Raw genomic sequence first — 23,629 nt, 5'->3', positions numbered from 1 at the left:
AATTGTTCATTTCTTGTTCAGTACCCCATGATTCTTGTTCATTCTGTTCATTATTGAATTCGAAGCCAAAAGTTATTCACAAAAATCGCCCTCTAAACACCTGTAGGCGAGGTTTTTGACAAAAACCCATCCTTTTCGTTCATTTTTCAGCCGGAAAACCTCTGTTCATTATTCCTATTAAAGCTATATATTCGTTTTGGTTGTTATTTAACGCTCACTTATAAAGTGTATGGATGAAATATCTATCTTAAATGAACTCAAGGGATTAATCCTAATCAAGACTGGAATTAGGACGGTGACCCCGGCTGATTGTAAACGGATATCTATTGAAATCAGCAGAACATTGAATAAGAATGTTAGTGAAACAACAATTAAGAGATTGTTTGGCTTTGCTGAGGTGAAACACAATTTCTCAAAATTCACTATTACAACACTGTCAGAATATGTAAGTGGGGAAAACATTGAGTCTGGAGGAGCAGGTACCAACATCATTCCTGCATCTTGGATAGATGTCAAGAGAAAGGTATTTAAAATCACAGACCTCGCTTTAAAAGGAATCAAGAACAGATCAGGCATGCCTTATGATATGACAATAGGCAGAAAGTTCGCAGAATATGATTTTGATGAGTTTTTTCAGAGTGACCATAGTTTTACCGCATTCATTGCACAACCAGGTTACGGCAAAACTATTCTATTAAGTCATCTTGCCGAGAGTTTTGCCAGAAATAGTACTTCGACTTATAGAGATTCCGCTATTCTGTTTTTACAGGCTTATAGTTTTTTTAATCTTGAAAATCCAACCTTTAATTTTGAAGATCTGCTAAAAGCAGTACTTAATATCCCAAAAAGGGATAGTCTGATGACCTACATTGAAGACAATTATAAAAAAAGCAAGGGAAAACTTGTTATCATATTAGACAGTTTCTCGGAACTTCCCTTAAAAAAGGAATCCATGAAACAGCTTTTCGAAAGTATAATAAATTTCATTTGTGCAATTGAACATATGAATTCTATTAAGCTAGTTATCAGTATGCGGTCTGCTACATGGTCATGTTTCTATGATTTATTCAGACATTCCGCTTATTTAAAAGCAAAATGGTTTCCAGGCAACTATTTTAACATCAATGAGCCTTCGAATGTGCCTCCTCTTACGGAGAAAGAAATAGATCTGATAATATCTAAAATTGATGGGTTGAACACCAAAGAAATTAACCCGAATCTTAAAGCACAACTTAAGTTTCCTTTTCATATTCAACTATATCATCAATTAAAAGAAGAAGATCCTACTTTTAATTATTCAACAAATATTACTTTCCACGAATTAGCATCCAGGTTTATCCAGGAGAATATCTATAGTTCCAATTATTATACAGAAAAGATCCTCTTTCTAAAAAAAATAATCCAGCTTACAGATTATGGAAAAAATGGCATCTCTATTCAAAAAGACAGCCTGATTGGGGAGCTATCGACATTCAAAAATGCTTATACGGAATTGCTTTCCGATGGCATAATAATGGAAGAGAAACGATATGAAGATTTTCATCCCAGGGAGTTTGTTCTGTTTATACATCCGCATATATTTGAATACTTCTTATTTGTTGAACTCCTGGAAAAATTCAATCTACAAGTAGACGAAAAATTCTTTTCCTACATACAAACTGAATACGAAAACGTTGGTCTTCGTTTTCAATTACTACAGTGGGCTGTGCGATTTGTGATTAGAATTGGAGATTTTAAAGTTCTGGACTGTATTTTTGATTTCCCATTATGTCATTCTGAACATAATTATTTAACGCTCTTCATTGCCGAAAATTTAAAATATAGATCTAAATATAGCGGCGACACCATATCATTGTTAAAGACCCACAAAATTCATGAAAGGATTATTGAGGACATGAAGCACTTTGACTTTGTTAACTCATCCTATAAAGAAACTATTGAAGTTGCCATAGACATTTCTGACTCCAGTGAACATACTTTGCTTTATCAGTCGCTCCTTACTTTAATGGATGTGGTAAGTCTGAACCAGAAGAAAATTCATAAGCGAATGATGATTTTAAATCGAATGAATTGTTCAACCTGGGAATTAAGTCCTCACGAAATCTTGCAATTGATTTATCTGAAAATCACTAATAACCCTTCAGATTTAAATGACCTGCTGGAAGATGTAGAAAGTTTACAATATCCATTTGGGGAACACAAAAAGCCACTTACAACCAAACAAGGAGTTACATATTTCTTGAATATCCTACTTAATATGTTCTATGGGGCTGACGAAAGAAATATTGAGCTTTTAGAGAAAATCATTAATGCACATCCTGAAGAGTTTTCCAGGCGTTCAGTCTTTAGTATCCTGATGATGAATTTTCTCACCTTACAACTTTCAAGGTTCAGACCGGGGCAAAAAACAGATAAACTGGAGAGAATTCTCATTCGTATTCATGAGAATAAAGAAAGATTTAGAATTTCACAGCAATCGGAGGCAATCTTTAAAATGACTCAAGCTTTTCAACTTAGAAATAAAGGTAAAAATGTTTTGGCAGCTGAAAAGTGCCAGGAATGTATAGGTTTTTTCAAAGAAAACAATCTGAATTTAAATTGTATACTCATTTACGACCTGATGATTAACATCTATACAGATCTTGAAAACGTTGCTAAGCTGAATGAGTATAAATATGAACGTCTTTGTTTTATGGAAGAACATAACATTTCAAAAAATATATTTTCTATATCAAAAGAGCCAATCGGCATTAAACATTCATAAAAAAGGACTTTTATTAAGCCCTTTTTTATGAATATGTTTATGGTTACTTCTTGTATTCAGCAGCTAATTTTAATGCATTGTAAGCATTTACAATTCCACCTGTAACACATAAATCAGAAAAAGGAACAGTTTTAACATCCGTTTCAGTTCTTATTTCTACAGACTGATTAACCTTAACAACAGATTTAAGAATGATATCTTTTACTTCTACTGCCTTTAACTTTGGATAGTATGAACGAATAAGAGCAGCTAGTCCAGCTACAACAGGTGCAGCCATACTTGTACCGCTTAATTTCTCGTATTTTGATCCCGGAACTGTCGAGTTAATATCTACTCCAGGGGCAAAAACATCGACTTTAGTTTTCCCATAGTTAGAAAAGTTAGCCTTTATCTGCCCATCATTTGTCCATGCAGAAGCTCCAACAGTTATCCATGAGGCAGCTTTACCACCACCTAAATATTCAGGATCAGGGAAGTTAGATTCAACTTCAAGATTATTATTGTCGTTACCAGCAGCATGTACTAATAATACGTCTTTAGAAACTGCATATTTAACAGCCTCATCTACGATTGCCTTATCCCATGAATATGATTTTCCAAAACTCATATTGATTACTTTAGCACCATTATCAACCGCATAACGAATAGAATTGGCAACATCTTTATCGCGCTCATCACCATTTGGCGTATTTCTTACACCCATAATGATCACGTTATTCGCTACACCTTTAATACCAAGATCATTAGTACGTACAGCACCTATAATTCCGGCAACATGCGAGCCATGTTTTGCATCAGGACCAGTAACATCATTATTACCATAAAAACGCTCTTTACTATTATTTGGATCATCGCCAACAATACCACGAGGATCATAGTCAAGATTCAAATTATATTCAACTTGTTGTTTAAAATGGTCATAGCCAGGTTCAATCTGTTTTTTATAAAAGTCTTCGAAGCTTGTATTTTTTAGCTGATTAACCATAATTCTCTGGATATTGGTCTCCATATCATCAGTAGGCTTAAATGCCTCAAAATCTGCACGAGTCGGTTGCGTTTTTCCAATTTTTTTAACTACTGCATCTATTGCATTTTTGATACCTGAGAACCGCTCCAACCCGATTTTAGCTTCTTCAAGTTTTTTTTCCAGTTCAGCTTTATTCTTTTGATAAGCTTCGAACGCAGGTAACTCACTTGCTTTTACAGATGTAGCATCAGCATTTGCAAATTTTGCATTATCTCTTCTCACCAAACGAGTCAATTCCAATGTTTCATGGTTAATAGAACCTTTCGATGAACCCAAAAAGTTCCAGCCATGTACATCATCTATATAACCATTCTTATCATCGTCTTTACCGTTACCCGCTTTTTCTTTTTTATTTAGCCAGATAACCGCTTTTAAATCTTCATGATCAATCTCAACGCCACCGTCAAGTACTGCCACAATAACAGGTACAGATTTCTTACCCTTCAAAAGTTCATTATATGCTTTTTCTGTACTTATACCAAACGTAGAATCTGCTTGCAAATCCAGGTTCTGCCAGTTAGGCTTCTGGGCAAATGAAGCAAATGGCATAGCTGCTAATAATGCTATGCACCATCCCTTACCGCCTAAAAATGTCATGACATTCTTTTTCATAGTTTTTCAATTTTTTGACAAAGTTAATTAAATTCTAGCCATACGTTACAGGAGAAATAATTCAACCTCACCATAAATACAACTCAAATGCCTTAAAAAAACGATCGCCGCAAGAATTTATTTCTGTGCGGCGATCGTGTATTAAGATTGTTATAAATGTCCTGTCTTTCAGGAGCACATTAACTTACCAGTGTATCATCAGTTTCTCTCGCAATTACATCGGCAATTGAAGTTTGTGCTAAAACTTTTAAAGTCGCATTTCTTACGTCTATAAATGTCTTTCTGATACCACAGGTTACCTCATCGTGGCATTCATCACATTTACGGTAAAACTTTAAACTGGCACAAGGAACCATTGCGATAGGACCATCCGTAATACGAAGTATATCAGCCAGATAAATATCATGTGGATCTTTATTCAGACTATATCCTCCACCTGCACCTTTCTTACTATATAAATAGCCTGCATTACGCATATCCAACAGAATCTGTTCCAGGAATTTCCTGGGTATCATTTCCTGTTCCGCCAACCTCACTATTTGCATTGGAGGGTTTTCCATATTTTTGCCAAGAGCAACCAGTGCCTTTATTGCATATTTCGTTTTCTTAGACAGCATACTAGCAAAGCTAAGAAAAGATTTACGTATTTGTATAAATTTTGAGTCGCCCGCATTCATTTGCAACATTTCAATATATTATAGATTAAATGCTTCATCCTTCAACACATTGTAGAATAATTCCACACTCCACATATTCAAAAAAAACACAAAACAAGCTGACTATCAATAAATTAAAACAAAATAACACTTATGGCATCATTCTGTATTATACCTAATCGTAATTAATTAGATAAGAATTTAAAATTATAAGTATGAAAAAGATCATTTTATCAGCAGCGATTCTTGCATTTGCAGGATTAACCACAGTAAAAGCAAGCGAAATCAAAACTCCAATTGTTATTAGCACATTACAAGACAGCGTAACAAAAACGCCTGTTGAATTGAAAGACTTACCTGATCCTGTTAAAGCTACTCTTTCATCAGAAAAATATAAAGAATGGATTCCAACTGCAGCATTCCTTGTAACAAACGCAGATAAATCTGAACATTATCAGGTTGATGTTAAAAAACAAGAAGAAACTGCATCTTTAAAAATAGGAAAAGATGGAGTAGTTATTGAATAATCCCTATATTCCTTAATAAATAACAATTAAACACCTTATAAAAGCCGGATTTCGTCCGGCTTTTGTATTTTTGCTGTATCTAAGCGAAATCCTATGGCAAAAATACTCATCATTGAAGACGATTCTACTTTCTCTCAGGTACTGGAAGGCTTTCTTACAAAGCATGGTCATGAAGCTCATGTTGTAAATGATGTAAAAAAAGCTTTCAAGATAACCGACGAGCAAAGTTTTGAGTTGTTACTTATAGATTATCGTCTGCCAGATGGCACTGGTTTAGACATTCTATCTCACATCCTTGAAAAAGGTCAGATACAACCTGTAATTATCATGACCAGTTTTAATGATGTCCGAACAGCAGTAAAGTCCATTCAATTAGGAGCATTTGATTACATTACCAAACCAGTTAATCCTGATGAACTGTTAATGATCATAAAAAATGCCTTAGGTAAAAAAGAAAAAGGAAAATCTGACAAATCTGTAGAGCATACGGATGCGATAAAAGGTAAAAGTGCGATTGCTGACAAGCTTTATGAGCACATTAATCTGGTAGCTCCAACCGATATGTCGGTAATCATCCAAGGTGAAAGTGGAACAGGGAAAGAATATGCTGCGCGTGCTTTACACAGTCAAAGTAAGCGAAATGATAAACCTTTTATTGCAATTGATTGTGGAGCACTGTCGAAAGAGCTTGCGGCAAGTGAATTATTTGGCCATGCAAAAGGAGCCTTCACTGGTGCTTTAACTGATAAAAAAGGACAATTTGAAGCTGCAAATGGAGGTACTCTATTTTTAGATGAAGTTGGCAATTTAAGTTATGAAGTTCAGGTAAAAATGCTTCGGGCCCTTCAAGAAAGAATTATACAACCACTTGGCAGCACTAAGTCCATTAAAGTTGATGTAAGAATCATTACGGCTACAAATGATGATCTTAAAAATAGTGTTGCCAATGGATCATTCAGAGAAGATTTATATCACCGCCTCAATGAATTCAAAATACAGTTACCTGCATTGAGGGAACGTGGTAAAGATATTGAGCTATTTATTAACCATTTCATAAAACTATCGAACCAGGAATTAGACAGAAATGTACAACACATCTCGACAGCTGCAAAAGAACTTTTGTTACAATACGACTGGCCTGGCAATCTGCGCGAGCTAAAAAATGTGATAAAGCGAATGGTTTTACTAACTCCAGGTGATACAGCAGATGTTGATTCACTTCCTGATGAGATGATCGTATCGATAAATCAAGCGCCTAGACCAAATACTTCAGACCTTAAAGCTATCAATGAAAGTAATGAAAAAGCAATGATTATTGAAACCCTAGTAAAGGTTAAATACAATAAGTCCAAAGCTGCCAAACTACTCAACATTGACAGAAAAACATTGTATAGTAAGATGGAACGTTACGACATTGAATAATGAATTTCTAATTATTGCTTCAATTGTTTTAGCAGTAAGTCCAGCTGTTGTAAAAGCTGCCTAATTCCATTCTTTTTAGCCTCATCCAGTCCCTCTGCAGCAACATCTATCTCCATCTGCCTAAATGATGCCGCAAGACTTTTCGAGCCAACCTGAGCTATTCTTCCAGCCATTCTATGTACAAGCAACCTTACCTGATCTTGTTTATTACTCATCAATGCTTCCTGAATCTCGCTGGTGTCGTTCATGCTATCTTCTGTAAATCTTAAAAGCACACGCTGCAGTTGTTCTTCATCACCGAAAGTCATCTTTTTCAAATTACTCAAATCAAGATCAATAAACTTCTTATCTTCATCTTGATCTTCTATTAAATCCTGTATTTCTGTAAATACAGACAAGAGTTCTTTTTCTTTAAATGGCTTCATTAAAAGACCATCAAAGCCACTGGTTAGAAGCAATTCTCGTTCATCTGGCAAAACCTGAGCTGTAATAGCAAATATCATTACATCTGCCCCTACCCTTTTTCTCAACAAGCCGCATAATGCGATGCCATTCATTTCCGGCATACGCATATCCATAAGCACATATTTTACCTTATTATTCCATTCTGCTGCCAAGAGTTGTGATGGAGAACTGAACAACCTGCAGTCAATTCCATTCTTTTTAAAAATGATTTCACACAAATCAAGAATTAACTGATCATCATCCACAACCCAAACCTGTCCATTATATGCACGCAATGCCTCTGTAGTATTTTCATCTTGAGGTGCAGCAGCAACCTTAAAAGTCAGATAAACCGTAAAAACACTGCCTTCATCTTTCTTACTCTTAACATAAACCCTCCCCCCTTGCTGTTCAATAAGCGATTTGATAATGGTTAACCCCAATCCTGCTCCAGCCTTATTCAACTCTTCATTTTCCAAGGAATTCACCTGCTCAAACTCATTAAATATCTGTTGGCTTTCAACTTCAGTAAGCCCTATACCAGTATCCTTGACCATAAAAGTAAAGTGAAGAAGTTCACCTTGTCTTTTGTAAAAAGCAGATAACTTAACGCCCCCTTTATTGGTGAATTTTATTGCATTTCCTAAAAGGTTATATAAGATTTGTTTTAGCCTGAATGGATCACCTTCAACATAATTCAAGCTTGGTAGATCAAATTCTGTATTTAGTTCAAGGGACTTTTTTTCAGCCTGTTGCCTCATTACCGAAACTACTTCATTCAGCAGTTTTATAATATCGAAGGCCTTATCTGTAAAAGTAAATTTACCTGAAATAATCCGATTGTAATCCAGCACTTCATTTACAATTTGCAATAAGTGTGTGGATGAATTATAGATTGCATCTATATCTTTTTTTTGAGGAGACACTTCATTTTTAATGATCTCAGAATAGCCAATAATAGACTGCAAAGGTGTCCTGATTTCATGGCTCATATTTGAGAGAAACCTTTGTTTTGCCATACCATGATATTCCGCTTCATCTTTTGCAGCTTCCAGCTCTACCCTGTATTTATTACTTTGGGTAATATCTGTTAAAATGAAATACAATAGCAAAACCGTCAAAAAGAAAAACACCAGCATAATAATACTAATCGTGTTGATACCTGTATTAACAACATTTTTAGCTTGGATTCCATTGAGTTCAATCTGCGCCACCACTTCGCTTTCTACCTTTCTTAAAACATCCAACATCTGACTTACCAGAAGGTTATTTGCATTGGTTAAAATAGCTTCTCTGGTTAGGAAACTTTCATTTTTAAGTCGCTGCTCCTTTTCAATTTCCTTTAATGATTGTTCCAGGTTTCTGGTCATCCGGTCTTCGGCCGACAAAGCAATAGTGTCCCTTTTAACCCTTTCTTCGTTTATAATTTTTAATGAATTATCTTCATTATTTTTCTTCCTGCCAAATAACCTGCTGAAAAAGCCTTTCTGCCGTTCCTGCTCTTCTGTTGGATAAACAGTTGTTGTAGAGGTTTTCAGTTCTGTTGCAACAATAGTGCTATCACCTTGTTCTGAACCTTTAGCCACCATTGCACTCAGGCTCTTAACCTGGGAAGAAAACGACTTATTATTTATCAGGCGCTCTCTTACTTTGAGATAGTTTATAAATTGCTTGTCTCTTTCTCGCAAGAGTTTTTTAATAGTCAGAATACGTTCGAGCTGTAAAGAATCAGTAGCATATAAGCCCGCCAAAGTATCCAGCACCAATCTCAATTGTCCAGACTCTTTAAACAGTTTACTATAATTCCCTGGGTCATTAAAAGCCTGTTTTTTTTGCAATTGATCAAGACTGCTTATTTTCCTTGAAATTGCATTTACCACTCTCAATCTTTCACTTGGAGCATTAATATTCTCCACCGTGGTCAACATTTCTTTAAAAGCGACCTTGCTTACTCCCCAAGCCATAAACAAGGCACAGCAAGCCAATAGCAAAGCAATAATAATCTTTCCTTTTACAGCCTTAAAAAAACTTTTCTGGGGTTCAATACTCATGTTTATTAATTAAAAACGGTAATAATTACAGTTTAATACCGCATTACTATAAAAACAAAAAATATGCTAAAATATAATAGGTTATAAGGAACCTAAAGACCTTACAGCTTTTAAGAAGTCCCATGTTTTTTTAGTTGAACCATGTTTCTTTTCTTCAACCAGCAATCTTGCAAGCTCTGTAATACGCGAATCATTCTCACTAACTGTTCTATCTCCCAACGCCATTAATTTTTCGATGTTCGATGCGCTGGCCGCATCAAGACCTTCCTTAATACTTTCCAGACTATTAGGCTCTACCCGGATATAATTTTCTATCCTTCCAGCAGACCGAAACAGCTGTTGCAGAAAAAAATCACTGGTTTCAGCAACACCACTCATCATAATATCCAGGATTGCAGGTACAATAGCCATAGCGCTACTTTTTTTAAAGTGCTCATAATCATATGATCTTCTAGATCTTCCGGTACCTAAAGACACTAAAAATATATCGTTAATACGGGTTTGGTTAAAAGCCCGGGTAACTTCTATCAAACCACTAAGTGCAGGATTAGTTGCAAAGACACCTCCATCAAGTAAAGGATAACGTACATTGGCAATAGAATGGATTTCTGCAACACTAAAATAGGTAGGTGCAGCAGATGTAGCCCGACAAACATCTCTTAAATAAAAATCCCTTGCATCGCCTCTGGCAATAGCCGATTGTTGTCTAAAAAAATGTGTTTTCCTAAGCTCAATATTATATGCACTGATGATGCAAGGCTTAATAAGCTCACTAAGTTTGGTATCACCGAAATAATTGTTCAGAACGCCTTCAAAAATTGCACTGTTATAACGCTCACCTGCAAGTCCGAATTTTGCCCTGATTCTTTTAAAGAAACTCATTTTAAAAATCTCGTTTCCATGTTGCAGATATAGATCTAAAGCAGCTTTTGCAGAGAAACGTGGTCGGGTCGGATCAGATTCTGAAGGACATAATAATAAACAGGTAAGAATACCTCCCGTACTGGTACCAGCAAAAAAATCAAAATAATCAACAATCGCTGCATCTGGATCTTTACTCACCCGCTTTAACTTCTCTTCAAGAGCAACTAAAATCATTCCGGGAATAATTCCTCTTATTCCACCACCGTCTATTGATAGGATTTTCTTCATAACACCAATGGGCTTGGCGGTAAATATAGGTTTTCTTCAGATATAATAATACCGTTGATCTCCCTGTTTTTTCCCTTTGAGGCAAATCGCCGGCAGTGTGATCAACGGCATTAATGATTAACCGTATATTATTAGATGTTCTGTAGCTTTTTTATTCTTTACAAACAGTTGAGTCAAATGTGAATCTTCCTTTCTCGAAATCAATGGGTTTTCCCTTTACAAAATAGGATTTTCCCATGCTTGTTTCAATTTGTCCGACACCAAGAATGAGCTTACCATCTTTTTTTAAAAAAGCCAATGGGTTTTTATACATAGTCTTATTTTCTGTACCAATTTTAAAAGTAAAGTCTACAAATAGGGTGTCCCCTTTATAGGCTCCCGCAACTACACCTTCATTTTTACCTTTATCTATATAATTGATCAATAAATTGCCAGTAATTTTACCTCCTTCAAATGTTTCGAGCTCTAAATTTGCTGTATCTTTTCCATCAATAGATATAAAGCACTCTTTATGAATTGCGCTATCTTTTAGTTCAGCACTTTTTTGCTCTGTCTGATTGCAACTAAACAATAAAGGTAATGCTAGGAATGATAAATAAAGACCTGGATTTTTCATCTGTTTAAGTAAATTAAAGGGTAAAAATAATGGATTAATAAAGTTCAATATACTAATTTATGAAAACAATCATCTTTATCTATGAACCCCAACAGGAACAATCTGCTTGTGTTGTGCAGGTGCTGCCTTTGTATCTTGATTGCACTTCCCTAATAGCGTATAGATCACAATAAAAATAATGATTGTGGATAAACAACCTCCTCCTAGTTTCTTAGCACCCCAGCCAGCAATGATAGCTCTAAAGAATTTATTCATAACACAATTTTAAGGTTTAACAGCTTATCTCTTAAATTGTTTTACTGGAAAGCTTTTTTGTAAAGACAAGAATTGACCCTAGGAAAACCAGAAAGAATAAAGTTGATATTGGAACAGGTAAAACTGCTTCAATTGGAGCACTTGTAATTTTATATATCCAATCCAACAAATTGGTTAACCGCATCATGATGATTACTTTATAAAAAATCCCGCTCTACTTATCGTAAAGCGGGATTTGTAGCCCGTAGGGGAATCGAACCCCTGTTTCCAGAATGAAAATCTGGCGTCCTCACCCCTAGACGAACGGGCCATTTTGTAAAGCGACTCACATTACTGCTTATGCCTTACTTTGGTAGCGGGGACCAGACTCGAACTGATGACCTTCGGGTTATGAGCCCGACGAGCTACCAACTGCTCCACCCCGCACTATATTGTTTTCGGAAATCCATCCGACAAATGCTTTATCAGCATAAAAAAACCGCTCAACTTTTTATAAAGCGGTTATGTAGCCCGTAGGGGAATCGAACCCCTGTTTCCAGAATGAAAATCTGGCGTCCTCACCCCTAGACGAACGGGCCATTTTGTAAAGCGACTCACATTACTGCTTATGCATTACTTTGGTAGCGGGGACCAGACTCGAACTGATGACCTTCGGGTTATGAGCCCGACGAGCTACCAACTGCTCCACCCCGCACTATATACAATTTCGTTAGTGTTTGTTAAATCCTTAACTCTTCTTCCGAATTGGAATGCAAAGATATAATTCGTTTCTTTGTAGTCCAAATTTATTTCAAAATATATTTTAATGTCACATAAAGCAGGATTTGTAAGTATCATCGGTAAGCCCAATGTGGGCAAATCTACCCTAATGAACGCTCTGGTGGGCGAAAAGCTTTCTATTATAACTCCAAAAGCGCAGACTACACGTCACCGCATTTTAGGAATTGTGAACGAAGAAAGCTATCAAATTGTTTTTTCGGACACGCCCGGCATCATAAAACCTCGTTATGGATTGCAAGATTCAATGATGAGTTCAGTAAAAGGAGCACTTACTGATGCTGACCTGATCTTGTTTGTTACAGACATTAATGAACAACATGATGAGAATGATGTACTCGAAAAAATAATCAACACAACCATTCCGATGATTGTGCTTATTAATAAGATCGATAATGCAACTCAGGAGCAAGTAGACGAAAAAATCGCTTACTGGCAGGAAAAGTTAAACCCTAAACATATCTATGCCATCTCGGCACTTCACCAGTATAACCTGGATGGGATTATGAATACTGTTTTGGATTTTTTACCTGAACACGCCCCATTTTATGATAAAGAAGATCTTACAGATCGTAATCAAAGGTTTTTTGTATCTGAAATCATCCGTGAGAAAATCTTCAATAACTATCAGAAAGAAATCCCATATAGTACTGAGGTGATCATTACTTCTTATAAAGAAGAAGAAACTATCACCCGTATCAGTGCTGAAATTATCGTAGAACGTGACTCTCAAAAAAACATTCTGATCGGTAAAGCCGGTGCAAGTTTGAAAAAAGTAGGTACTGAAGCACGTAAAGACATTGAGAAATTCCTTGATCAAAAAGTCTTCCTGGAAACTTTTGTAAAAGTTATTCCTGACTGGCGTAGTAAAAAGAATTACTTAAAAAGCTTCGGCTACGAGTAACGTTCCTACACAAAAAACAAAGTAAAACCCATCATTTCCACAGGGATTATGTATCTTTGTGGCCTTTAAATTATTCGTATAAAACACCCATGGCAAATATTATTGCAATTGTTGGAAGACCTAACGTAGGCAAGTCTACCCTTTTTAACCGCTTAACCGAGAGTCGTAAAGCTATTGTTGATGATTTCAGCGGGGTAACGCGCGACCGTCATTATGGCTTAGCGGAGTGGACTGACAAACAGTTTACTGTTATTGACACTGGTGGTTATGTAGCAAATTCAGAAGATGTTTTTGAAGCAGCTATCCGTGAGCAAGTTGTTATTGCCATTGAAGAAGCTACAGTTCTTCTTTTTATGGTTGACGTAACTACGGGCATTACCGATCTGGATGATGAAATTGCTCAATTACTTAGACGTAGTAAAAAACCGGTATTCATTGTAGTTAACAAAGTAGATAATACTCAGTTACAAAATGATGCTGCAGTATTTTACAGTTTTGGTCTTGGAGAGATTCACCCGATTTCTTCTATGACAGGCTCTGGAACAGGCGACTTGCTAGATGAGGTAATCAAACATTTTGAAGATGTTCCTGAAGAAGAAAACACTTTACCTAAGTTAACTATAGTAGGTAGACCAAATGTTGGAAAATCTTCACTGATCAATGCCCTAATGGGTAAAGAAAGAAATATCGTAACGCCTATTGCCGGCACCACAAGAGACTCAATACATATACATTACAATCAATTCGGTCACGAATTTATGTTTATTGATACTGCTGGTTTACGTAAAAAAACCAAGGTAAAAGAAAACATTGAATTTTACTCTGTAATGCGTACTATTAAGGCGCTGGAAGAAGCCGATGTTGTGATCTTAATGGTTGATGCGATGGAAGGTTTGGAATCACAAGATGTAAACATCTTCCACCTTGCTGAGAAAAACAAAAAAGGTATTGTTGTATTGGTAAACAAATGGGATTTAGTAGAGAAAAACAGTAAGACTTCAAATGTTTTTGAAGATCAGATCCGTCACAAACTCCAGCCTTTCACAGATATCCCAATCATATTCACTTCTGCATTGAATAAGCAACGTATCTTCCAGGCCGTTGAGACAGCATTAGATGTATATAAAAACAGAGGTAAGAAAATCCCTACATCAAAATTAAATGATGTAATGTTACCGATTATTGAAAAATACCCACCTCCTGCGACAAAAGGAAAGTATATCAAAATCAAATACATCACTCAAATCAATGGCACATCACCAATGTTCGCATTTTTCTGTAACCTCCCTCAATATATAAAAGAACCTTACAAGCGTTTTATTGAGAATAAACTACGTGAGAACTTCGATTTTAGCGGAGTACCAATTCAAATCTATTTCAGACAGAAGTAGTAGTAAGAAAAGCTTTTATTGCAAACTGGCAACAGCCTGCTTCACCACATTATCACTTAGGTTTAATGCCCTATAATAACCGGCATCACCTAGGTGATATTTGTACAAGAGCAGTTTTACATCATTATAAATCAATGCTTTGGAAGCCATAAGCTGTCTTTGATCAATTACTATATTCCTATTCTGAATATACCGCAATAAATCTTTATAGTCATTATCACTGATCGAAAATGTAGCGACATTCTGATCTAGGTCTTCTGCTTCATATCTGCGACCCAGTACATCATAAACAAAATCAAACAAAACCTTTTTAGTGATTAGTTTATTATAAAACCTATTATAACCAATGGTGTCAATCCTAACATAGATATCTGGACGTATTCCGCCTTGGGCTACACTTTTATTTTTCAAACTATCTTTTAAAGTCTTATCAGCAGTTAACTCCCCATCATTAAACCGATCATCAATCTCATTTTTATAAGCTGTATATCCGTTTTTATATGATTTCTGAATACTTCTACCTTTAGGCGTGTAATACCTTGCTATGGTTAAATTCAAAGCGGAACCATCTCCAAAAGGAAACTGTTCCTGTACTAAGCCCTTTCCAAAAGAACGACGGCCAATAATTACCCCTCTGCCCCAATCCTGCACTGCACCTGCCAGAATCTCACTGGCGGAAGCTGAATTTTCATTGATTAAAACGGCGAGTTTCCCCTGCTCAAACTCTCCCCCGCCCGATGACATATAATCTGTTCGAGGTTCGTGCTTACCTTCCGTATATACAATTAGCTTATTTTCCTGCAAAATCTGATTGGCAAGCCCTGTAGCAGCGCTCAGATACCCCCCTCCATTGTCTCTCAAATCCAGTATCATCTTCTTCATACCCTTAGATTTAAGAGCACGTATAGCCTCTATAAAGTCCTTGTCCGTATCTGCACCAAACTTACTAATCCTGATATAGGCAGTTTCCGGATTCAGCAAATAAGCGGCATCTATACTACTTACCTTTACCCGGTTACGATTTACCAGGAAGATAACTTGTTGAGCGTCTTTAGCATGAAGGATAGTTAACTTTACTGCAGTACCCTTTTTACCTCTTATCCGGCCAATCATCTGTTCTCTGGGTAATGATTTACCACTTACTGTAACAGTATCAATCTTTAATATTTTATCGCCTCTACGAATTCCCGCCATAAATGCCGGACCATCCTTTACCACATTTGTAACTAACAAAGTATCATTCAAGATATAATATTCGATGCCAATACCCTCAAAATTCCCTTCAAGATTCTCAGACATTTGATTCGCTTCGGTTGGAGGCAAATACACGCTGTGTGGATCAAGCTTATGTAACAGACTATCTATGGGTAAATGTTGAAGGGAATCTGCATTAACATCGTCAACATACTTTTTATTGATGATATGAATGATTTCATCCACTTTTTCTGTGTGGTTATTCGCTAGCTGAACAGGTTTACTGAGTTGAAAACCCTGATCCTTTAAAAACTTATAGCCAAAAAACATCCCACCTATTAATGTAACCGAATAAGTGAGGGCAATTAAAAGATTGGTACGGGTGTTCTTCTTCATGGCTAAATGCACTGTAAAGTTATGAAATAACCTAGTTAATTAATAAAAGAAACCACATTCATTTTTAAAAGTTTATCATTTTTTATCTTTTATTCCAAAAAGCAGTAAATCGGAAAAGTATTGCAGTGTTTTTTCGCTTATATTTCTTCTTTATCAATAAAATGCCGATTTTTATAGATTCATTTTTCAACCAATATTTTTTATTCGGGTAGTAAATAATACTGAATGCCTCCCGACAGCCTTACACGTAGAAAGAAAGAATATGATTAGAGTAACCGAGCAAGAATCTAAACATCATGACATTGACCAAATGTCGGTGATGGAGATTCTGAAAGGCATAAATCAGGAGGATAAACTTGTTCCTCTTGCAGTAGAAAAAGTACTTCCGCAAATTGAAAAATTGGCCGATGCTGTGGCAGAGCGAATGAAAAAAGGCGGAAGGCTATTTTATATCGGTGCGGGCACAAGCGGCCGGCTTGGTGTTGTAGACGCATCTGAATGTCCTCCAACCTTTGGTGTTCCATTTGATCAGGTAGTGGGTATTATTGCTGGTGGGGATACGGCGATCAGAAAAGCTGTTGAAAATGCAGAAGATGATTCCGAGCAAGCCTGGATTGATTTACAGGAATATGACATCAATGAAAAAGACTGTGTTGTTGGTCTTGCTGCATCAGGCACAACTCCTTATGTAGTTGGGGGATTAAACACAGCTAACAAACATGGTGTGCTTACAGGTTGTATTGTTTGTAATGAAGGCGGTCCGATTGCCGCTGAAAGTACCTACCCAGTAGAAGTGGTTGTTGGCCCTGAGTTTTTAACGGGATCAACTCGTATGAAATCAGGGACAGCACAAAAACTAGTTTTAAATATGCTGAGCACGACTGTAATGATCAGATTGGGCAAAGTAAAAGGCAATAGAATGGTTGACATGCAGCTGACCAATCATAAGCTTGTTGACCGCGGAACTCAAATGGTTATGGCTGAATTAAATATTGACCATGATCAGGCTGCCGACCTGTTGCTTCGTTATGGCAGTGTACGTAAAGCTGTAGAAGCTGGTAAATAATAAAAGATATGCATGAAATAGAACCTTTCTATCTTTGGCGCGATGATTACATTGCAGCTGAAGATGAACGTTCCCCTTTTTACAATACAGAATACTCAGAGTTTTATTTCGATAAACAGATGTACAACTACCTTATTCATCCCCAATGGGATGACTTTGGATCTGGAACCCTGTATTTAAAAGTATTGTATGTTGATTACGATAGAAATTATGCTATAATTGAATTTATGGGTGAATGGAATGATGCCATTGGCAATGACATTATGCTGTTAAAACGCGAAATTCTGGAAATGATGATGGATGAAGGCATCAATAAATTTATATTGATTGGCGAAAACGTATTGAATTTCCACTCATCTGAAGAGGATAGTTATTATGAGGAATGGTTTCAAGAGGTTGAAGACGGCTGGATTACGGGCATTAACTTTCAGGAACATGTAATCAGAGAATTTAAACACAACAACATTGATTACTATATCAATTTTGGTGGACAACTTGACGATTTGGCATGGCGTACCTTAAAACCACTTCAATTCTTTAAAAAAATTGAAGAAATCCTGACAAAACGCCTGGGGGCATAGCTTTTGTATAAATAAAACAATTAGTACATTTAAAATAAAAATTAAAACAAATGGATAACAACAATCAAAACTGGTCGCAGCAGTCTGTTTTTGTAGAAGATATTACAGGTAAAGTAGCCAAAAAATTCTTTGCTAACGTGTTCTTATGGATGTTCGTAGCATTAACATTATCAAGTCTGGCAGCTTACTATATGGCTAGCACTCCCGAAATGATGAGCTATCTGATTAATCAGGAAACAGGTAAAATGGGATTATTAGGCTGGGTAGCGATGCTTGCTCCTCTTGGTTTGGTTTTACTAATGAGTGCAGGCATGAACCGTCTTTCTTTCGGGGCATTGCTTGGAGTATTTATTTTATATTCAGTATTAACCGGAGTTAGTTTAAGCTTTATTCTACTTGCTTATACTTCAAGCTCTATCATGAGCTGTTTTATTGGCGCAGCCGGTATCTTTGGTATCATGGCTGTTATGGGTTATACGACTAACATTGATCTAAGCAAATTTGGCCCAATCCTGATGATTGGCGTAGTAGGTTTAGTTATTGCAAGTGTAGTAAACATGTTCATTCAAAGTGAAAACTTTAGCTTGTTCATGGCTTTTATCGGTATTGCTATTTTTACCGCTTTAACTGCATATGATGTTCAGAAATTAAAAAGAATAGGAGCTGGCTTAGAAGAAAGTGGTGCTACAATGCAAGATACTGATTCTAAAAAATTAGCGATCATGGGTGCTTTGTCACTATATCTTGACTTCTTAAACATCTTCCTTTACTTATTAAGAATATTTGGAGACAGAAGATAATTCTTCAAAACTTATAAAAGATAAGCCCCTTGATTTAAACATCAAGGGGCTTATTTCATTCTATCCAAATCATTACACAAGTATTGTATTCACAAGCTAAAAAACGGTTAAATTAGTCAAGGCAGGAATAGGTCCCTGCCATTAAAACACATACCAAATGAATCATAAAAAACTGCTTGTTGCAACCTTAATGCTTTGCATTGGCTTCTCTACTGTCAAAGCACAGGAATTTGTCAGCGCTAAATTTACTATTGAAGATTATAAAAACGAGATTCAGGAAATTGAACTGACTTTTAACACATTTTATATCGGTATAAGCCCAGAGGGACAAATCTCATTCATTCAGCCGCTAAAGCGAAGCAGGTCAAACCAGTGGGATGACTTCGATGACAATCCTGTTCATGGATCAAAGAATCTGGGCAATTTAAACGTCACTTACTTTGATAATTTCGACAAAGATAAAGCGGGAAAAATAAAATCAATTGATGGGATTGAATTCGACTATTATAGCTCTTTTGACATTCATGACAAAAAAGGCAGATTAAAGTCTATTGGAAAAATGGACGTCAAATACAATAACAGTTTTGACATATATGACGTTAAAGGCACGCTAAAATCTATTGGTAATATTGATATCAAGTACAACAATAGTTTTGATGTTCATGAAACTAAAGGAACATTAAAATCTGTTGGGCCAATAAAGATAAGCTGGTACAACTCTTTTGATAATGCATCTTTACGAGGCAAAATAAAATCCATTAAAGGAAACACCCGGAATTTATATGTAACCAGAGTTTACAATCGGTTCTAGTCTAAATCAACCGAGTAAAATTGACATTCTTACTTGGGTTTTCTTTTGCTATTCTTTTGCTATCCTTTTGCTATTGTTTTGCTATCCTTTTGCTCAGACCAATAAAAAAGCAATATTTGACTAAACTGGAATCAATTAAAAACCACAGTCTTATAAGCCTAGTAAATCATTGACTCACAGAATATAATTCTATTTTTAGATAAAAAAGAAGGGTTTCATACAATTTTATATGCTTTAGCCTCTGTTTTTTTGGAAATGATTGTTCTTTGTTGCACCTTTGTAATGCTTATAGAGAAAGACGGAGGGATTAGACCCTACGAAGTCTTGGCAACCTGTGCTTACAAGGTGCTAAATTCTACTGGAATTGGACAACCAATTCCCGAAAGATAAGTTGAATTCGTCACAACCCAGAATTCCGAATAAGCTTTGTATGTAATGAGTTCGGCACTTGTTTAGGCCTTCGCCTCTATCAAAAATAGCTTATTACCTGCTCATATGATTTTTTTTAAATGAACATTAGAGAAGAATTAGAAAAACGTATCCTAATTATCGACGGTGCAATGGGCACTATGATTCAGCGTTATGTTTTAACTGAAGAAGATTTTAGAGGCGAACGCTTCAAAAATCACCCATGTGATGTAAAAGGGAACAATGACTTATTAAATTTAACACGTCCCGACATCATCAAAGAGATACATACCGAATACTTAAAAGCCGGTACTGATATCATTGAGACCAACACTTTTAGTACCCAACGTATTTCTCTGGCCGATTACCAGATGGAAGAGTTGGACTATGAGATGAGTTTTGAAGGGGCAAAAATTGCCAAAGAAGCTGTAAATGAATTTATGGCGGCAAGCCCAGACCGGAAATGCTTTGTTGCCGGTGCCGTAGGGCCCACCAACAGAACTTTGTCGATCTCTCCAGATGTAAATGACCCTGGCTTCAGAGCCATTACATTTGATGAACTCGTTGATGCCTATGATCAACAGGTCCGCGGACTAGTTGATGGTGGCGCTGATCTACTGTTAATTGAAACTATTTTCGACACATTAAATGCCAAAGCTGCCATATTCTCTATTAAGAAGTATGAAGCAGAAATTGGCAGAAAAATAGAGATTATGATCTCTGGTACGATTACCGATGCTTCGGGAAGAACTTTAAGCGGACAAACTGCTGAAGCTTTCCTTAACTCTGTAATTCATGCCGACCCCATCAGCATAGGTTTTAACTGTGCATTGGGAGCGAAAGACATGAGGCCCCATATTGAGGAACTTTCTGCTAAAGCACCTTGCTATGTTTCGGCTTACCCAAATGCCGGCTTACCAAATGAGTTTGGTGCTTATGATGAAATGCCTCATGAAACCGCCCATCTGGTAGGGGATTTTATTCAGCATGGCTTTGTAAATATCGTTGGTGGTTGCTGTGGCACTACCCCTGAACATATAGGCTGTATTGCTGCAAAAGCAAAAAATGTAACGCCTCGTAAAATACCACAACTTGAGCCATACATGCGCTTAAGTGGTTTAGAACCCGTTACCCTTACACCTGAAAGTATTTTTGTAAATATTGGTGAGCGTACAAACATTACCGGATCACCAAAATTCTCTAAGCTGATTTTAGGTGGGGATTTTGAAGCAGCACTAGCCGTTGCCCGTCAGCAGGTTGAAGGTGGTGCACAAGTCATCGATGTAAACATGGATGAGGGAATGATTGACTCTGAGGCTTCAATGACGAAGTTCCTGAACCTGATTGCTTCTGAACCTGATATTTCTAAGCTGCCTATTATGGTCGATTCTTCAAAATGGACTGTTATTGAGGCTGGATTAAAATGTATGCAGGGAAAAGGGATTGTGAACTCAATCTCTTTAAAAGAGGGTGAAGAAAAGTTTAAAGAAAGTGCCAGTAAAATTATGACTTATGGCGCTGCCGCAGTTGTAATGGCTTTTGATGAAAAAGGACAGGCAGACAATTATGAAAGAAGAATAGAGATCTGTAAAAGATCTTACAACATATTAGTCAATGAAATCGGCTTTCCTCCTCAGGATATTATTTTTGACCCTAATATCCTTACTGTTGCAACCGGTCTAGAGGAACATAATAATTATGCGGTTGATTTTATAAACGCGACCCGTTGGATTAAAGAAAATCTTCCTCATGCTAAAGTGAGTGGTGGTGTATCGAATATTTCTTTCTCTTTTAGAGGGAACAATACAGTTAGAGAAGCCATGCACTCGGCCTTCTTATATCATGCCATCCAGGCCGGACTGGATATGGGAATTGTGAATGCGGGGATGCTTGAAGTTTATCAGGAAATTCCACCTGAGCTGCTGATACTTGTTGAGGATGTTCTGCTTAACCGCAGAGATGATGCAACAGAACGTTTGGTGGAATATGCTGATACCATCAAATCTAAGGGAAAAGAAATTGTAAGAGATGAGGAATGGCGTAAAGGTAGCGTTGAGGAGCGTTTATCACATGCCCTAGTAAAAGGAATTATTGAGTACCTGGACAATGATGTAGAAGAAGCTCGTCAGAAATATCCACGACCAATTCAGGTTATTGAAGGCCCTTTGATGGACGGGATGAATATTGTCGGTGACCTATTTGGTGCCGGAAAGATGTTTCTACCACAGGTAGTAAAGTCGGCCCGTGTAATGAAAAAGGCAGTTGCTTATTTACTTCCTTTTATTGAACAGGAAAAACTAGACAATCCTGATCAAGATCAGAATTCATCTGCAGGCAGAATATTGATGGCTACCGTAAAAGGTGATGTACATGACATTGGAAAAAACATCGTTGGTGTTGTTCTGGCTTGTAATAATTTCGAAATTGTAGATATGGGTGTGATGGTGCCTGCGCAGGATATCATCAAAAAAGCCAAAGAAATTAATGCAGACATTATTGGTTTAAGTGGCCTTATTACTCCTTCACTGGATGAAATGGTACACTTTGCAAAAGAAATGGAACGTGAAGGCTTTACCATTCCTTTAATGATCGGTGGCGCTACAACATCTCGTATTCATGCGGCCGTAAAAGTTGCACCAAATTATTCTGGCCCGGCAATTCATGTATTGGATGCTTCCAGAAGTGTAACCGTAGCCAGTACATTAATGAATAAGGATACCAGAGATGAGTATATTGCCGGTATCAGAGCAGAATATGATAAAGCTCGCGAAGCGCATTTAAATAAACGTTCTGATAAACGTTTTAAGACAATTGAAGAAGCTCGTAAGGATAACTTTAAAATAGACACGACTCAGGTAGCTCCTGCTCCTAAATTTACTGGAACAAAGGTTTTTGAAAATTATCCTTTAGAAGAACTTGTACCCTATATTGACTGGACTCCATTTTTCCAAACCTGGGAACTTCGTGGAAGTTATCCAAGAATTCTGGAAGATAAGGTTGTTGGTGATGAAGCCAAAAAGCTATTTGCAGATGCTAAAGCTTTGTTAAAAAGGATTGTTGATGAGAAACTATTAACTGCTAAAGCTGTAATTGGTTTCTGGCCGGCAAATGCAGTTGGTGATGACATAATATTGAATGTAGAAGACAAAGAAGTTGCGATCCATACTTTACGCCAGCAAGCAGAAAAAACGGCTGACCAACCATATTATGCACTTTCGGATTTTGTAGCACAGAAAGAAACTGGTATTCCTGATTATTTTGGAGGTTTCGCTCTAACTGCTGGTATTGGGTGTGATGAACTGGTGGCGCAATTTGAAGCTGTTTACGATGATTATAACAGCATTATGGCTAAGGCATTGGCTGATAGACTAGCAGAGGCTTTTGCTGAAAAGATGCACGAATTGGTACGTAAAGATTACTGGGGTTATGCAAAAGACGAGGCACTTGATAATGAAGCTTTAATTAAAGAAGAATATTCAGGTATACGCCCTGCACCAGGCTATCCTGCTTGTCCGGAACATACTGAAAAAGGCACTTTATTCGAAATTTTGGATGCTGAGGCTAAGATTGGTTTAAGCCTGACAGAAAGTTATGCCATGTACCCTACCGCAGCGGTAAGTGGATTTTATTTCGCTCACCCTCAATCCAGGTATTTTGGATTGGGTAAAATCACTAAAGATCAGGTTGAAGATTATGCAGTAAGGAAAAATATGCCACTTGAAGAAGTAGAAAGATGGCTGAGTCCTAACCTTGCCTATTAAGCTTCATAACCTTT

17 protein-coding genes, 4 tRNA genes and 1 riboswitch are annotated in these 23,629 nt (G+C 36.8%); of the genes, 10 read left to right on the top strand and 11 right to left on the bottom strand.

Annotated features, from left to right (window positions below; translation table 11 throughout):
* The first annotated feature begins 229 nt into the window (after positions 1–229).
* Positions 230–2,764: an NACHT domain-containing protein gene (locus WC623_RS19390; protein ID WP_372854179.1), complete on the top strand. Its 2,535-nt coding sequence runs from the start codon at positions 230–232 to the stop codon at positions 2,762–2,764.
* A gap of 43 nt (positions 2,765–2,807) precedes the next feature.
* On the opposite strand, the gene WC623_RS19385 is transcribed toward WC623_RS19390, so the two are convergent.
* Positions 2,808–4,403, bottom strand: coding sequence for a S8 family peptidase (locus WC623_RS19385; protein WP_372854177.1), 1,596 nt, complete (start codon positions 4,401–4,403; stop codon positions 2,808–2,810).
* A gap of 179 nt (positions 4,404–4,582) precedes the next feature.
* Positions 4,583–5,020: an Rrf2 family transcriptional regulator gene (locus WC623_RS19380; RefSeq protein ID WP_372854175.1), complete on the bottom strand. Its 438-nt coding sequence runs from the start codon at positions 5,018–5,020 to the stop codon at positions 4,583–4,585.
* Between the two features lie 254 nt (positions 5,021–5,274).
* On the opposite strand from WC623_RS19380, the gene WC623_RS19375 reads away from it, so the two are divergent.
* Complete coding sequence (locus tag WC623_RS19375; RefSeq protein ID WP_372854173.1) at positions 5,275–5,586, top strand: hypothetical protein; 312 nt, start codon at positions 5,275–5,277, stop codon at positions 5,584–5,586.
* A 93-nt stretch (positions 5,587–5,679) separates the two neighbouring features.
* Positions 5,680–7,008 carry a sigma-54-dependent transcriptional regulator gene (locus WC623_RS19370; protein ID WP_372854171.1) on the top strand — a complete coding sequence of 443 codons (1,329 nt, stop codon included), beginning with the start codon at positions 5,680–5,682 and terminating at the stop codon, positions 7,006–7,008.
* 11 nt (positions 7,009–7,019) lie between these two features.
* On the opposite strand, the gene WC623_RS19365 is transcribed toward WC623_RS19370, so the two are convergent.
* From WC623_RS19365 to WC623_RS19330, 8 genes are all read right to left on the bottom strand, one after another.
* Positions 7,020–9,503, bottom strand: coding sequence for a hybrid sensor histidine kinase/response regulator (locus WC623_RS19365; RefSeq protein WP_372854169.1), 2,484 nt, complete (start codon positions 9,501–9,503; stop codon positions 7,020–7,022).
* An 81-nt stretch (positions 9,504–9,584) separates the two neighbouring features.
* Positions 9,585–10,655 carry a patatin-like phospholipase family protein gene (locus WC623_RS19360; RefSeq protein ID WP_372854167.1) on the bottom strand — a complete coding sequence of 357 codons (1,071 nt, stop codon included), beginning with the start codon at positions 10,653–10,655 and terminating at the stop codon, positions 9,585–9,587.
* 151 nt (positions 10,656–10,806) lie between these two features.
* Positions 10,807–11,271, bottom strand: a complete 465-nt coding sequence (locus WC623_RS19355) for a hypothetical protein (protein ID WP_372854165.1) — start codon at positions 11,269–11,271, stop codon at positions 10,807–10,809.
* Between the two features lie 75 nt (positions 11,272–11,346).
* Entirely contained in the window at positions 11,347–11,526 is a 180-nt protein-coding gene (locus tag WC623_RS19350) for a hypothetical protein (RefSeq protein WP_372854163.1), read from the bottom strand.
* Between the two features lie 238 nt (positions 11,527–11,764).
* Positions 11,765–11,836 (bottom strand) — tRNA-Glu (locus WC623_RS19345).
* Positions 11,837–11,876: 40 nt separating this feature from the next.
* Positions 11,877–11,952, bottom strand: a tRNA-Met gene (locus tag WC623_RS19340).
* 80 nt (positions 11,953–12,032) lie between these two features.
* Positions 12,033–12,104 (bottom strand) — tRNA-Glu (locus WC623_RS19335).
* A gap of 40 nt (positions 12,105–12,144) precedes the next feature.
* A tRNA-Met gene (locus WC623_RS19330) sits at positions 12,145–12,220 on the bottom strand.
* Between the two features lie 111 nt (positions 12,221–12,331).
* Here WC623_RS19330 and era point away from each other — a divergent pair.
* Together era and der are read left to right on the top strand one after the other, a co-directional pair.
* The gene (era, locus tag WC623_RS19325) at positions 12,332–13,207 is read left to right on the top strand and encodes a GTPase Era (protein WP_372854161.1); all 876 of its coding nucleotides are present in this window, start codon (positions 12,332–12,334) and stop codon (positions 13,205–13,207) included.
* 89 nt (positions 13,208–13,296) lie between these two features.
* On the top strand, positions 13,297–14,598 hold the full coding sequence (gene der, locus WC623_RS19320; protein ID WP_372854159.1) for a ribosome biogenesis GTPase Der: 1,302 nt from the start codon (positions 13,297–13,299) through the stop codon (positions 14,596–14,598).
* A gap of 15 nt (positions 14,599–14,613) precedes the next feature.
* Here der and WC623_RS19315 read toward each other — a convergent pair whose 3' ends face one another.
* Positions 14,614–16,188, bottom strand: coding sequence for a S41 family peptidase (locus WC623_RS19315; RefSeq protein WP_372854157.1), 1,575 nt, complete (start codon positions 16,186–16,188; stop codon positions 14,614–14,616).
* Positions 16,189–16,450: 262 nt separating this feature from the next.
* On the opposite strand from WC623_RS19315, the gene murQ reads away from it, so the two are divergent.
* The 5 genes from murQ to metH all read left to right on the top strand — a co-directional run bounded on the left by murQ (position 16,451) and on the right by metH (position 23,615).
* Entirely contained in the window at positions 16,451–17,254 is an 804-nt protein-coding gene (gene murQ, locus WC623_RS19310; RefSeq protein WP_372854155.1) for an N-acetylmuramic acid 6-phosphate etherase, read from the top strand.
* Positions 17,255–17,262: 8 nt separating this feature from the next.
* The gene (locus WC623_RS19305) at positions 17,263–17,835 is read left to right on the top strand and encodes a hypothetical protein (RefSeq protein WP_372854153.1); all 573 of its coding nucleotides are present in this window, start codon (positions 17,263–17,265) and stop codon (positions 17,833–17,835) included.
* 50 nt (positions 17,836–17,885) lie between these two features.
* On the top strand, positions 17,886–18,635 hold the full coding sequence (locus WC623_RS19300; RefSeq protein WP_372854151.1) for a Bax inhibitor-1 family protein: 750 nt from the start codon (positions 17,886–17,888) through the stop codon (positions 18,633–18,635).
* Positions 18,636–18,792: 157 nt separating this feature from the next.
* Positions 18,793–19,446, top strand: a complete 654-nt coding sequence (locus tag WC623_RS19295; RefSeq protein ID WP_372854149.1) for a hypothetical protein — start codon at positions 18,793–18,795, stop codon at positions 19,444–19,446.
* Positions 19,447–19,729: 283 nt separating this feature from the next.
* Positions 19,730–19,839: riboswitch (SAM riboswitch) on the top strand.
* Between the two features lie 116 nt (positions 19,840–19,955).
* Complete coding sequence (metH, locus tag WC623_RS19290; RefSeq protein ID WP_372854147.1) at positions 19,956–23,615, top strand: methionine synthase; 3,660 nt, start codon at positions 19,956–19,958, stop codon at positions 23,613–23,615.
* Positions 23,616–23,629: the final 14 nt, after the last annotated feature.

The sequence above is a fragment of the Pedobacter sp. genome, from assembly GCF_041645105.1.
Taxonomy (GTDB): domain Bacteria; phylum Bacteroidota; class Bacteroidia; order Sphingobacteriales; family Sphingobacteriaceae; genus Pedobacter.
The sequence above is the reverse complement of the archived record's forward strand: the minus strand, read 5'-3'. Positions and strand labels throughout refer to the sequence as shown.

What these genes read in the sequence shown, in the direction of transcription:
- WC623_RS19390 (WP_372854179.1), top strand. Translation starts at nt 230, where the DNA reads ATGGATGAAATATCTATCTTAAATGAACTCAAGGGATTAATCCTAATC.
- WC623_RS19385 (WP_372854177.1), bottom strand. Translation starts at nt 4,403, where the DNA reads ATGAAAAAGAATGTCATGACATTTTTAGGCGGTAAGGGATGGTGCATA.
- WC623_RS19380 (WP_372854175.1), bottom strand. Translation starts at nt 5,020, where the DNA reads ATGCTGTCTAAGAAAACGAAATATGCAATAAAGGCACTGGTTGCTCTT.
- WC623_RS19375 (WP_372854173.1), top strand. Translation starts at nt 5,275, where the DNA reads ATGAAAAAGATCATTTTATCAGCAGCGATTCTTGCATTTGCAGGATTA.
- WC623_RS19370 (WP_372854171.1), top strand. Translation starts at nt 5,680, where the DNA reads ATGGCAAAAATACTCATCATTGAAGACGATTCTACTTTCTCTCAGGTA.
- WC623_RS19365 (WP_372854169.1), bottom strand. Translation starts at nt 9,503, where the DNA reads ATGAGTATTGAACCCCAGAAAAGTTTTTTTAAGGCTGTAAAAGGAAAG.
- WC623_RS19360 (WP_372854167.1), bottom strand. Translation starts at nt 10,655, where the DNA reads ATGAAGAAAATCCTATCAATAGACGGTGGTGGAATAAGAGGAATTATT.
- WC623_RS19355 (WP_372854165.1), bottom strand. Translation starts at nt 11,271, where the DNA reads ATGAAAAATCCAGGTCTTTATTTATCATTCCTAGCATTACCTTTATTG.
- WC623_RS19350 (WP_372854163.1), bottom strand. Translation starts at nt 11,526, where the DNA reads ATGAATAAATTCTTTAGAGCTATCATTGCTGGCTGGGGTGCTAAGAAA.
- era (WP_372854161.1), top strand. Translation starts at nt 12,332, where the DNA reads ATGTCACATAAAGCAGGATTTGTAAGTATCATCGGTAAGCCCAATGTG.
- der (WP_372854159.1), top strand. Translation starts at nt 13,297, where the DNA reads ATGGCAAATATTATTGCAATTGTTGGAAGACCTAACGTAGGCAAGTCT.
- WC623_RS19315 (WP_372854157.1), bottom strand. Translation starts at nt 16,188, where the DNA reads ATGAAGAAGAACACCCGTACCAATCTTTTAATTGCCCTCACTTATTCG.
- murQ (WP_372854155.1), top strand. Translation starts at nt 16,451, where the DNA reads ATGATTAGAGTAACCGAGCAAGAATCTAAACATCATGACATTGACCAA.
- WC623_RS19305 (WP_372854153.1), top strand. Translation starts at nt 17,263, where the DNA reads ATGCATGAAATAGAACCTTTCTATCTTTGGCGCGATGATTACATTGCA.
- WC623_RS19300 (WP_372854151.1), top strand. Translation starts at nt 17,886, where the DNA reads ATGGATAACAACAATCAAAACTGGTCGCAGCAGTCTGTTTTTGTAGAA.
- WC623_RS19295 (WP_372854149.1), top strand. Translation starts at nt 18,793, where the DNA reads ATGAATCATAAAAAACTGCTTGTTGCAACCTTAATGCTTTGCATTGGC.
- metH (WP_372854147.1), top strand. Translation starts at nt 19,956, where the DNA reads ATGAACATTAGAGAAGAATTAGAAAAACGTATCCTAATTATCGACGGT.